The sequence below is a fragment of the Streptomyces sp. WELS2 genome (assembly GCF_013870595.1).
Taxonomy (GTDB): domain Bacteria; phylum Actinomycetota; class Actinomycetes; order Streptomycetales; family Streptomycetaceae; genus Streptomyces.
Window position 1 is genome coordinate 1 of record NZ_JACBWZ010000131.1, and the last position, 11,888, is coordinate 11,888.

Below are 11,888 nucleotides of genomic sequence, written 5' to 3' on the forward strand. Positions count from 1 at the left end.
CAGCGCCACGACACCGTCGGGTTCCTCGGTCAGCCCGACTAGTTCGCGGCCGAACCACGGCGGGGTGCCCGCCGCGCCGAGCAGGACGGGCTCCAGCCGGTCCTGGGAGGTGACGACACCGGTCACGGGGCTCTCGGGCACCGGTGCGCGGACCCCGCTCATGGCGGCGGTGGCGAAGTCGGGGCCGCTCAGGGTGTCGCGGAAGCGGACCCGGCCGTACTCCGGGGGGAAGGCGCGGGCGGCGACCCGGCCGGCCAGACCGAGCCCGCGGAGGATCTCCATCGAGCGGACGTTGACCAGCCGGGAGCGGGGGAACGGCGACAGCTCCCGGCGTCTTTCGACCAGCAGGGCGGGTACGCCCCACCGGGCCAGCAGTGCCCGTGCGGTGAGCCCGACCGGCCCGCCGCCCACGATCAGCACCGCCGTCTCGGTGTCCGCTACGGGCATCCCGGACGCCGTTCCGCGCGGCGGGTTCGCCCCATGGGGTCACTCTGACGCGCCCGCCGGCCGCCCGCAATCGGGCCGGATCAGCGCCCCTGTGCGGCGCCGATCACCCGCCGCAGGCCCTCGGTGAGCTGTTCGGCGGTGGTCGCCGTCTCCGGGTCGAAGAGCCACTGGACCATGAGGCCGTCGAGCAGGGTCTGGTAGAGCCGGCCCTCGGTCTCGGCCCGCTCAGGGTCCACGTCGGCCTCCGGGATACCGCCGATCATGGCAACGAGCCCGCTGCGGCCCTCCCCCTGCGCCTCGGCGAGCAGCTTGCGCACCTCGGCCAGCCGCTCGTCCGCCGAACGCCGGACGGGCCGAGGAGACCTCGGCCCGTCCGGCGTTCTCGCGCGTTGCTCAGACCAGGTTGACCGACCGGGCCGACGCGGCACCGATCTCCGCGGAGAGCTCGGCCAGCACGGCGGTGCCCACGGTGTCGTCGACGGTCAGCACGGCCAGCGCCTCGCCGCCCACCGCCGCGCGGGCGACCTGCATGCCGGCGATGTTGATGCCCGCCTCGCCGAGGATGCGGCCGACGGTGCCGACGACACCCGGACGGTCCTCGTAGCGCAGCACCAGCATGTGGTCGGCGAGCGCGAGGTCGACGTCGTACCCGCCGACCGCGACGATCTTCTGGACGTGCTTCGGGCCGGCCAGCGTGCCGGAGACCGACACCTCCTCGCCGGTGCCGAGCGTGCCGCGCACGGTCACCACATTGCGGTGCTCGGACGACTCCGAGCTGGTGGTCAGGCGCACCTCGACCCCGCGCTCCTGGGCGAACAGCGGCGCGTTGACGTAGGACACGGTCTCGTCCACGACGTCCTCGAAGACGCCCTTGAGCGCGGAGAGCTCCAGCACCTTCACGTCGTGCTGGGTGATCTCGCCGTAGACCTCGACGTCGAGGCGGACGGCGACCTCGCCGGCCAGCGCGGTGAAGATCCGGCCCAGGCGCTCGGCCAGCGGCAGGCCCGGCTTGACGTCCTCGGCGATGACACCGCCCTGCACGTTGACCGCGTCCGGCACCAGCTCGCCGGCGAGGGCGAGGCGGACGGACTTGGCGACGGCGATGCCGGCCTTCTCCTGCGCCTCGTCGGTCGACGCGCCCAGGTGCGGGGTGCACACGACCTGGTCCAGCTCGAACAGCGGGGAGTCGGTGCACGGCTCCTTCGCGTACACGTCCAGGCCGGCGCCGGCGACCCGGCCCTCCTTCAGCGCCGCGTACAGCGCCGCCTCGTCCACGATGCCGCCGCGCGCGGCGTTGACGATGCGCACGCTCGGCTTGACCTTGCGCAGCGCCTCGTCGCCGATCAGGCCGAGGGTCTCGGGGGTCTTGGGCAGGTGGACGGTGATGAAGTCGGAGACCTCCAGCAGCTCGTCCAGCGACAGCACCTTCACGCCCATCTGCGCGGCCCGCGCGGGCTGCACATAGGGGTCGTAGGCGACGACCTTCATGCCGAACGCGGACATGCGCTGCGCGACGAGGGCACCGATGCGGCCCAGGCCCACGACGCCCAGCGTCTTCTCGGCCAGTTCCACGCCCGTGTACTTGCTGCGCTTCCACTCGCCGTTCTTCAGCGCGGCGTTGGCCTGCGGGATGTTGCGGGCGGTGGCGAGGATGAGACCGCAGGCCAGCTCGGCGGCGGTCACGATGTTGGAGGTGGGGGCGTTGACGACCATCACGCCGGCCTTGGTGGCGGCGGAGACGTCGACGTTGTCCAGGCCGACGCCGGCTCGCGCGACGACCTTGAGCTTCTTCGCGGCGGCGATGGCCTCGGCGTCGACCTTGGTGGCCGAGCGGATCAGGATCGCGTCCACCTCGGCGATGGCCGGCAGCAGCTCGGAGCGGTCCGCTCCGTTGCAGTGCCGGATCTCGAAGTCCGGGCCGAGTGCGTCGACGGTGGCGGGCGACAGCTCTTCAGCGATGAGTACGACGGGTTTCGAGCTACTCACGTGAGTCCTCACATGTGCGATGCGGACGGCCGTCCCGACGGCCGCAGGCGGTGGAGGGGGGCTAGCCGCGGAAGACGCACGACGCTGTGGGCCTGACGCGTGTTGTGCAGAAGTGTAGTGGCGCGGCGCGCTCGGTATTACGCCTCCGCGGAAGGATCACCCGGATGAGAGGCTCCACTTTGTCGGGAGCCCGGGCGGGAAGCCGCGTGGCGGTGCCCCCGGGCCGGGGAACACCGCCACGCGAAGGGGAGGTCAGGCCTCCTCGTCCACCCACGACATCAGCTTGCGCAGCTGCTTGCCGGTGGTCTCCAGCAGGTGCTCGGAGTCCTGCTTCTTGTACTCGTCGTACTTCTTCAGGCCGCCGTGGTACTCGTCCATCCAGTTCCGGGCGAAGGTGCCGTCCTGGATCTCGGCGAGGACCTTCTTCATCTCCGCCTTGGTGGCGTCGGTGATGATGCGCGGGCCGGTGACGTAGTCGCCCCACTCGGCCGTCTCGGAGACGGACCAGCGCATCTTCTCCAGGCCGCCCTCGTACATGAGGTCGACGATCAGCTTCAGCTCGTGCAGGCACTCGAAGTAGGCGATCTCCGGCTGGTAGCCGGCCTCGACCAGGGTCTCGAAGCCCGCCTTGACCAGCGCCGAGGTGCCACCGCACAGCACGGCCTGCTCGCCGAACAGGTCGGTCTCGGTCTCCTCGGTGAAGGTGGTCTTGATGACGCCGGCGCGGGTGCCGCCGATGCCCTTGGCGTACGACAGGGCGAGCGCGAAGGCGTTGCCCGAGGCGTCCTGCTCCACGGCGGCGATGCACGGAACGCCGCGGCCCTCCTCGTACTGGCGGCGGACCAGGTGGCCCGGGCCCTTCGGGGCGACCATGCAGACGTCCACGCCGGCCGGGGGCTTGATGAAGCCGAAGCGGATGTTGAAGCCATGGCCGAAGAACAGCGCGTCGCCGTCCTTGAGGTTGTCCTTGATGGACTCCTCGTAGACCTGGGCCTGGATCGGGTCCGGGACCAGGATCATGATGACGTCGGCCTCGGCGGCGGCCTCGGCCGGGGTCACCACGCGCAGGCCCTGCTCCTCGGCCTTGGCCTTGGACTTCGAGCCCTCGTGCAGACCGACGCGCACGTCGACACCGGAGTCGCGCAGCGACAGCGCGTGGGCGTGGCCCTGGCTGCCGTAGCCGATGACCGCGACCTTGCGGCCCTGGATGATGGACAGGTCGGCGTCAGCGTCGTAGAACAGCTCGGCCACTTTGGGTTCTCTCCTTGTGTGCAGGTGGTGCGTCCCACCGTATGACGGCGGGCGGGAAGGAAGTTCGGGGGTCTCGGGATACGGGCGGCCGTTGATCGCCGGCCGCCCGTTGCGGGGCTTATGCCGTCCGGTCCAGGGCGCGCAGCGAGCGGTCCGTGATCGAACGTGCGCCGCGGCCGATCGCGATCGTGCCGGACTGGACCAGCTCCTTGACGCCGTACGGCTCCAGCATCTTGAGCATGGCGGTCAGCTTGTCGCTGGAACCGGTGGCCTCGATGGTCACGGCCTCCGGGGAGACGTCCACGGTCTTGGCGCGGAACAGCTGGACGATCTCCACGATCTGGGAGCGGGTCTCGTTGTCGGCGCGGACCTTCACCAGGACGAGTTCGCGCTGCACGGCCTGGCCCGGCTCCAGCTCGACGATCTTCAGCACGTTGACGAGCTTGTTGAGCTGCTTGGTCACCTGCTCCAGCGGCAGGTCCTCGACGTTGACCACGATGGTGATGCGGGAGATGTCGGGGTGCTCGGTGACGCCGACCGCGAGGGAGTCGATGTTGAAGCCGCGCCGGGAGAACAGGGCGGCGATCCGGGCGAGGATGCCCGGAGTGTTCTCCACCAGGACGGAGAGCGTGTGCTTGGACATGGTGTTCTGCTCTTCCTTGCCTGTTGACGGTCAGTCGTCTTCGTTGTCGCCGAAGTCGGGGCGGACGTCCCGGGCGGCCATGATCTCGTCGTTGGAGGTGCCGGCGGCGACCATCGGCCAGACCATCGCGTCCTCGTGGACGATGAAGTCGACGACCACCGGGCGGTCGTTGATGGAGTTGGCCTCCTCGATGACCTTGTCCAGGTCCTCGGGGCGCTCGCAGCGCAGGGCCACGCAGCCCATCGCCTCGGCCAGCTTCACGAAGTCCGGCACCCGGGTGCCGCGGGCGTCCGGGTTGACGTCGTCCGGGCCGCTGTGCAGCACGGTGTTGGAGTAGCGCTGGTTGTAGAAGAGGGTCTGCCACTGGCGGACCATCCCGAGGGCGCCGTTGTTGATGATGGCGACCTTGATCGGGATGTTGTTCAGGGAGCAGGTGGTCAGCTCCTGATTGGTCATCTGGAAGCAGCCGTCGCCGTCGATCGCCCACACCGTCCGCTCCGGGCGGCCGGCCTTGGCGCCCATGGCGGCGGGGACCGCGTAGCCCATCGTCCCGGCGCCGCCGGAGTTGAGCCAGGTGGCGGGCTGGTCGTACTGGATGAAGTGCGCGGACCACATCTGGTGCTGGCCGACGCCCGCGGCGAAGATCGTGCCCTCGGGGGCGAGCTCGCCGATCCGCTCGATGACCTGCTGCGGGGAGAGCGAGCCGTCCTCGGGCAGGTCGTAGCCGAGCGGGTAGGTCTCGCGCCACCGGTTCAGGTCGCTCCACCAGGCGGTGTAGTCGCCCTTGTGGCCCTCGCCGTGCTCCTTCTGCACGGCCTGGACCAGGTCGGCGATGACCTCACGGGCGTCGCCGACGATCGGCACGTCCGCGGCCCGGTTCTTGCCGATCTCGGCCGGGTCGATGTCCGCGTGGACGATCTTGGCGTACGGGGCGAAGCTGTCCAGCTTGCCGGTGACGCGGTCGTCGAAGCGGGCGCCGAGGGCCACGATCAGGTCGGCCTTCTGCAGCGCGGTGACCGCGGCGACGCTGCCGTGCATGCCGGGCATGCCGACGTGCAGCGGGTGGCTGTCGGGGAACGCGCCGAGCGCCATCAGCGTGGTGGTGACCGGGGCGCCGGTCAGCTCGGCCAGGACCTTCAGCTCGGCCGTGGCCTTGGCCTTGAGCACGCCGCCGCCGACGTAGAGGACGGGGCGCTTGGCGGCGGTGATGAGCTTGGCCGCCTCGCGGATCTGCTTGGCGTGCGGCTTGGTCACCGGGCGGTAGCCGGGCAGGTCCATGACGGGCGGCCAGGAGAAGGTGGTCTTCTTCTGGAGGATGTCCTTGGGGATGTCGACCAGGACCGGCCCGGGGCGGCCGGTCGAGGCGATGTGGAACGCCTGCGCGATCACCCGCGGGATGTCCTCGCCCTTGGTGACCAGGAAGCTGTGCTTGGTGATCGGCATGGTGATGCCGACGATGTCCGCCTCCTGGAAGGCGTCCGTGCCGATCGCGGAGGACACCACCTGCCCGGTGATCGCGACCAGCGGGACGGAGTCCATGTTGGCGTCGGCGATCGGGGTGACCAGGTTGGTGGCGCCGGGTCCGGAGGTGGCCATGCAGACGCCGACCTTGCCGGTGGCCTGCGCGTAGCCGGTGGCGGCGTGGCCGGCGCCCTGCTCGTGCCGGACCAGGACGTGCCGCACCCGGGTGGAGTCCATCAGCGGGTCGTACGCCGGCAGGATCGTGCCGCCGGGAATGCCGAATACCGTGTCCGCGCCGACCTCCTCGAGGGAGCGGATGAGGGACTGCGCACCCGTGACGTGCTCGACGGGCGCGGACTGCTGTCCTCCGGAACGGGGCCGCGGCTGCGGATGGTGGGCCCCGGTGGCCTGCTCGGTCATCGGCATTCTCTTCTCGATGCTGAGGGTTTTTGCGAGGTTCGGGCGGATCTGGGGCGCTGCACGAAGGGCACTCGTGCAACAAAAAACCCCTCGTGCCACAAGGCAAGCGAGGGGAGCGCGCCGGTGAGGTCGCTGGGGATTCCGGATCGTCCTCCGGTGGGTCCCAGCTCAGCCGACGCGCTGTCCAAGTACGAGAATTCGGGTGCGCATGGAACTGACCCTCCCCCCGGCACGCACCACGTGTCAAGTGGGTGGGACGGGAGTCTCAGAATGTGAGCGCAGGGCACTGCCGCCTCCGAAGACAGCGGGAACACCCCCTGTGTACACCCCGTTCGGCTCCCTCGCACTGCCCGCGAACGCGGGTTCGGCCGGGGCGTGCGGCACCGGATAGTGGCCGGAACCGAGCGCCCGGCGCAGCCGGTACTCGTCCAGCGGACCGGCGAACGCCATGCCCTGGCCGTGAGTGCAGCCCATGGCGCGCAACGCGGCCACCTGCTCGGGCAGGTCGACGCCCTCGGCCACCGACTGCAGGCCCAGATCCCCGGCGATCCGCAGCAGTCCGCTGGTGATCTTGTGCAGCCGCGCGGACTCCACCACGCCCTCGACCAGACCGCGGTCGAGCTTGAGGATGTCCACGGGCAGCCGCCGCAGCGCCGTGATCGCCGCGTAGCCGCTGCCGAAGCCGTCCAGCGCGATCCGCACCCCGAGCCGGCTGAGCGCGGTCAGCCGCCGCTCCAGCTCGTCCAGCGAGACGCGGGGGTCGGTGTCGGACAGCTCCACGACCAGCGCCCCGGGCGGCAGTCCGTGCCGGGTCAGCAGCGCCTCCACCGAACCCAGCGGGGACGAGCGGTCCAGCAGCCGCCGGGCGCTCATCCGGACCGTGACCGGCACGGCGACCCCGGCGGCGGCCCGCTCGGCCGCCTGCTGAACGGCCTGCTGGAGGACCCAGCGGTCCAGCTCGGCGGTCTTGTCGGCGTCGTCGGCCACCCGCAGGAACTCCGCCGGGGTGAACAGGACCCCCTGGGAGGAACGCCAGCGGGCCTGCGCGGAGACGGTCGTGATCCGGCCGCTCTCCAGGCACACCACCGGCTGGTGCAGCAGCGTGAACTCGCCGTCGTGCAGCGCGGCGCGCAGGCGCGTGGCCAGCTCCGCCTTGCGGACGACGTCCTGCTGCATCTGCGGCTTGTACAGCTCGACCCGGCCCTTTCCGGCCGACTTCGCGCGGTACATCGCCAGGTCGGCGTTTCTCAGCAGCTCGCCCGCGCCCAGGCCCGGTTCGGCGAAGGCGACGCCGATGGAGGCGGCTACCCGGACGTCGTTGCCGTCGATGACGTACGGCTGGGAGAGGGTCACCCGCAGCCGGTCGGCCAGTTCCAGGATGTTGCGCTCCCGGGCGGCCCGGTCCCGGGTGCCGTCGCCGACGATCAGGGCCGCGAACTCGTCACCGCCCAGCCGGGAGGCGGTGTCGCCCTGCCGGACCGCCTCCTGGAGTCTGCGCGCGGCCTGGATGAGCAGCTCGTCCCCGGCCTGGTGCCCGATCGTGTCGTTGACCGCCTTGAACCCGTCGAGGTCGATGAAGAGCACCGCCGTACCGCGCAGCGCGGCGCCCCGGTCGGTGGCCCGGCGGCCGGCCAGGGCCTGCTGCACCCGCCGGGTGAACAGCGCGCGGTTGGGCAGGTCGGTCAGCGGGTCGTGCTCGGCGTTGTGCTGGAGCTGCGCCTGGAGGCGGACCCGCTCGGTCACGTCCCGGCTGTTGAAGATCAGCCCGCCGTGGTGGCGGTTGACGGTCGACTCGACGTTGAGCCAGCCTCCCCCACCGCCGGAGCGGAACCGGCACTCGATGCGCGTGGTGGGCTCCTCCAGCGGACTCGCGGCCAGGAAGCGGCGCACCTCGTGCACCACGCGGCCCAGGTCCTCCGGGTGGATGAGGGCGGCGAGCTCGGTGCCCACCAGCTCCTCGGCGGGGCGGCCGTACACCCCGGCGGCGGCCGGGGAGACGTAGCGCAGGACGCCGTTGGGCGCGGCGATCATGATGACGTCGCTGGAGCCCTGCACCAGGGAGCGGAAGTGGTTCTCCTTCTGCGCCAGTTCCTGGGTGAGGGTGATGTTGTCCAGCAGCATGATGCCCTGCCGGATGACGAGCGCCAGCACCACGGCGCCCGCCGTGATCAGCACGACGTGGTCGGGCCTGCGGCCGTTGAGGACGTTGTACAGGATCCCCAGGGTGCACACGGCCGCGGCGAGGTACGGGGTGAGCGCGGCGAGGGAGCCGGTGAGCGGACGGCCGGCCGGGTAGCGCAGGTGCTCGCCGCCCGGCGCGGGCAGCGGGGACGCGGGGTGGTGCCCCGTGCTCCACTGGCCGGTGCTCCACTGCCCCGCGTCCCACTGGCCGGTGCTCCACTGGCCGGTGCTCCGCTGGCCGGTGCCGCGCTGGCCCGGCACGTGTTCGTGGACCACGCGCGTGTGCCCGTCGGAGGCGTGCGCCTCCGGCCCGCCCCGGCGCCGGGGCGCGGCCCAGGGGGCGTACGCGAGCAGCAGGGAACCGGCGAACCAGCCCGCGTCCAGCAGCCGTCCGGAGCGGTAACTGCTGTGCAGCAGCGGCGAGGTGAACAGCGCGTCGCACAGCACGGTCAGCGCGAGCGCGCCGATCGCGGTGTTCACCGCCGTGCGGTTGCCCGGGGCACGGCGGAAGTGCAGCGCCAGCACCATGCTGACCAGGGCGATGTCGAGCAGCGGGTACGCCAGCGACAGCGCGGCGTGCGCCACGCTCGACCCGTCGATGCGGGCCGCCTGGGCGAGCGCGAGGCTCCACGAGAGGGTGAGCAGCGAGCCGCCGATCAGCCAGGCGTCCAGCCCCAGGCAGATCCAGCCCGCTCTGCTCACCGGCCGCTTGGCGAGCACCAGCAGGCCCACGATGGCGGGCGGCGCGAAGCACAGGAAGAACAGGTCGGCGTAGCTGGGGCTGGGCACCGGCGCGCTCAGGGCGACCTCGTACCAGCCCCAGACCGCGTTGCCCAGCGAGCTCATCGTCGCCGACAGGGCGAACAGCAGCCAGGCGGACCGGAAGCGGACCCGCGGGCCGCGGGCGTACAGGAAGCAGGACACGGCGGCGGCGGCCGCCGCCGCGCTCAGCCCGAAGTCGCCCATCACGTCCGCGACCCGGTCCGAGCCCCAGCCGAAGGCGGATCCGCCGGCGTAGGCCGCGCAGACCAGGGCGAGGACGAGCTGCTCCACCAGGCGCCGGTTCTCGCCGGCCACCGGCCGGCGCGACGGCGGCGCCTCGTGCGGGTGCGGTGCGCGCACCGCGCTGCCCAGGGGGGTCGTCACCGAGGTCGGGGCGCTCACCGGGGCCTCCCGGTGCGTGCCGTTCCCCGGTCCCGACGGTCCCGCTGCGCCGGGTACGCCGGCCGGCGACGGCCGCTGTACCTGCGCTGGTGGTGGCTGTGGTGACTGGTGTGATGGCCGCGTCCGTCCGCGGCCGTGCGCCAGGGTCGCCGTCGGCGGCTCCGCCGCGTCGGATCGTTCGTCCATAGGCCGTGCATCGCCCGTCGCCCCCCTCACAGATCAGAAATGTCCATCCCCGGCGCCGAATGTCAGCGGCGCAGCCCCTGCCCGGGACGATACACCAGGATCGTCACTCAGGGACATAGCGTCTCTACGCTCCGTGACGACCAGGGCGTATGCCGGTACAGGGCGCGTCCGAAAGATTGCGGAGGGTGCCGGAAGGCGCCTAGCGCCCGGTTGCTCCCGCCGTTTCGGGACCGGTCGTAAGGATCACGTTCCGCAGGGGTTCGTGGTTCACGAACCGGGTCAGCTGGTCGGCGATCAGCCGCCTGGCGCGCGGCAGGAAGGCCGAGGACGGTCCGCCGACATGCGGGCTGATCAGCACGCCCGGCGCCTGCCACAGGGGGTGGCCGCAGGGCAGCGGCTCGGGGTCGGTCACGTCCAGGGCCGCCGTGATCCGGCCTCGTTCCAGTTCGGCGAGGAGCGCCTTGGTGTCCACGACGGCTCCGCGCGCGACGTTGACGAGCAGCGCCCCGTCCTTCATCCGGGCGAGGAAGTCCGCGTCCACGAGTCCCCGGGTGTCCTCCGTAAGGGGGGTGCACAGGATCACGACGTCCGCGTGTGGAAGCAGCGAGGGCACATCGGTGATCGGATGCACGGGACCGCGCGCTGCCGTGCGACCGGAGCGTGCGACCCGTGCGACCCGCGCGACCTCGAAGGGCTCGAGCCGGTCCTCGATGGCGGCGCCGATGGACCCGTACCCGACGATCAGCACGCTCTTGTCGGCGAGGGAGGGGTGGAATCCGGCCGCCCAGCGCTCCTCGCGCTGGGCGCGGACGAACTCCGGGATGCCGCGCAGCGCGGCGAGGGTCAGGGTGAGCGCCAGTTCGGCCGTGCTGGTCTCGTGCACCCCCCGTGCGTTGCACAGGCGTACGCCCGGCGGGAGGTCCGAGAGCCGCGCGGTGACGTCGTCGACGCCGGCGGTGAGCGTCTGGACGACCCGGACGTTCGTCAGGTGCGGCAGCGGGCCCACCCGGACCGACAGCCGCTTCATGTACGGCACGACATACACCGCGCACCGCGCCGGGTCGCCGGGAAACGGCTGGTCACCGTCCGCGCCACCGTCCCAGAACAGGTAACGGGGCCCCGCGGGCAGCCCCTCGATCTCCTCGGGCGGAATGGGAAGCCAGACCTCTGCACTCATGCCAGGAGGCTATGTCAGGCCCGTGGACGCGCAGAGGTTAGGTTGGTGGCCGGGCCAGAGGGAGGTTCACGAGCAGGTGGAGCGCAGGACGATCGGCGCGGGGGGACTCGCGGTGGGGGCCGTCGGACTCGGATGCATGCCGATGAGCTGGGCCTACACCGCGTCCCGGCGGCGGGGTGAGGAGTCGGTCAAAGCCGTGCACCGGGCGCTGGACCTGGGCTCGGACCTGCTGGACACCGCGGACATGTACGGCCCGTTCACCAACGAGCTGCTGCTGGGCCGGGTGCTCCGGGAGCGGCGCCGGGACGCCTTCGTGGCCACGAAGGTGGGGCTGCTGGTGGGCGAGCAGCACATCGTGGCCAACGGCCGCCCCGGCTATGTACGGCGGGCCTGCGACGCCTCGCTGCGCCGGCTCCAGACGGACGTGATCGACCTGTACCAGCTGCACCGCCCCGACCCCGAGGTGCCCGTCGAGGAGACGTGGGGCGCGATGGCGGACCTGGTGCGCGCCGGGAAGGTGCGGGCGCTCGGCCTGTGTGCGCTGGGGGCGCGCGGCGGGCGCCGCTCGGGCGCCGGGTTGTACGACGCGACGCTGCGCCGGTTGCAGCGAATACAGCAGGTGTTCCCGGTGAGCGCGGTGCAGGCGGAGCTGTCGGTGTGGTCGCCGGAGGCGCTCCAGGGGCTGCTGCCGTGGTGCGAGGCGCGCGGGGTGGGTTTCCTCGCGGCGATGCCGCTGGGCAACGGCTTCCTGACCGGCACGCTGACGCCGGGCGAGGGCTTCGAGCCGGACGACGTACGCGCCCGGCATCCCCGGTTCACGGCCGAGATGATGGCGGCCAACCAGCCGATCGTCGCGGGGCTGCGGCGCATCGCCCGGCGGCACGGCGAGGAGGTCACGCCGGCCCAGGTGGCGCTGGCCTGGGTGCTGGCACAGGGCCGTCATGTGATCGCGCTGCCGGGCACCAAGCGGGA

9 protein-coding genes are annotated in these 11,888 nt (G+C 71.8%); 1 reads left to right on the forward strand and 8 read right to left on the reverse strand.

What is annotated here, in order from left to right:
• The 8 genes from H5J33_RS11220 to H5J33_RS11255 all read right to left on the reverse strand — a co-directional run.
• Nucleotides 1-447: FAD-dependent monooxygenase (locus tag H5J33_RS11220; RefSeq protein WP_181794750.1), on the reverse strand; the 447-nt coding region annotated here is incomplete at its 3' end.
• Nucleotides 448-527: 80 nt separating this feature from the next.
• Entirely contained in the window at nt 528-764 is a 237-nt protein-coding gene (locus H5J33_RS11225) for a hypothetical protein (protein WP_309485379.1), read from the reverse strand.
• Nucleotides 765-840: 76 nt separating this feature from the next.
• Nucleotides 841-2,433 (reverse strand): phosphoglycerate dehydrogenase, encoded by a 1,593-nt coding sequence (gene serA / locus H5J33_RS11230; protein WP_181794751.1) that lies wholly within the window; start codon nt 2,431-2,433, stop codon nt 841-843.
• Nucleotides 2,434-2,685: 252 nt separating this feature from the next.
• Nucleotides 2,686-3,684, reverse strand: a complete 999-nt coding sequence (gene ilvC / locus H5J33_RS11235) for a ketol-acid reductoisomerase (RefSeq protein WP_030614409.1) — start codon at nt 3,682-3,684, stop codon at nt 2,686-2,688.
• A 118-nt stretch (nt 3,685-3,802) separates the two neighbouring features.
• Entirely contained in the window at nt 3,803-4,327 is a 525-nt protein-coding gene (ilvN, locus tag H5J33_RS11240; protein ID WP_181794752.1) for an acetolactate synthase small subunit, read from the reverse strand.
• A 30-nt stretch (nt 4,328-4,357) separates the two neighbouring features.
• The gene (locus H5J33_RS11245; protein ID WP_181794753.1) at nt 4,358-6,208 is read right to left on the reverse strand and encodes an acetolactate synthase large subunit; all 1,851 of its coding nucleotides are present in this window, start codon (nt 6,206-6,208) and stop codon (nt 4,358-4,360) included.
• Nucleotides 6,209-6,451: 243 nt separating this feature from the next.
• On the reverse strand, nt 6,452-9,553 hold the full coding sequence (locus H5J33_RS11250; RefSeq protein ID WP_181794754.1) for an EAL domain-containing protein: 3,102 nt from the start codon (nt 9,551-9,553) through the stop codon (nt 6,452-6,454).
• 385 nt (nt 9,554-9,938) lie between these two features.
• Nucleotides 9,939-10,916, reverse strand: coding sequence for a 2-hydroxyacid dehydrogenase (locus H5J33_RS11255; RefSeq protein ID WP_181794755.1), 978 nt, complete (start codon nt 10,914-10,916; stop codon nt 9,939-9,941).
• 76 nt (nt 10,917-10,992) lie between these two features.
• On the opposite strand from H5J33_RS11255, the gene H5J33_RS11260 reads away from it, so the two are divergent.
• Nucleotides 10,993-11,888, forward strand: an 896-nt coding sequence (locus H5J33_RS11260) for an aldo/keto reductase (protein WP_181794756.1), incomplete at its 3' end; no start/stop codon positions are given.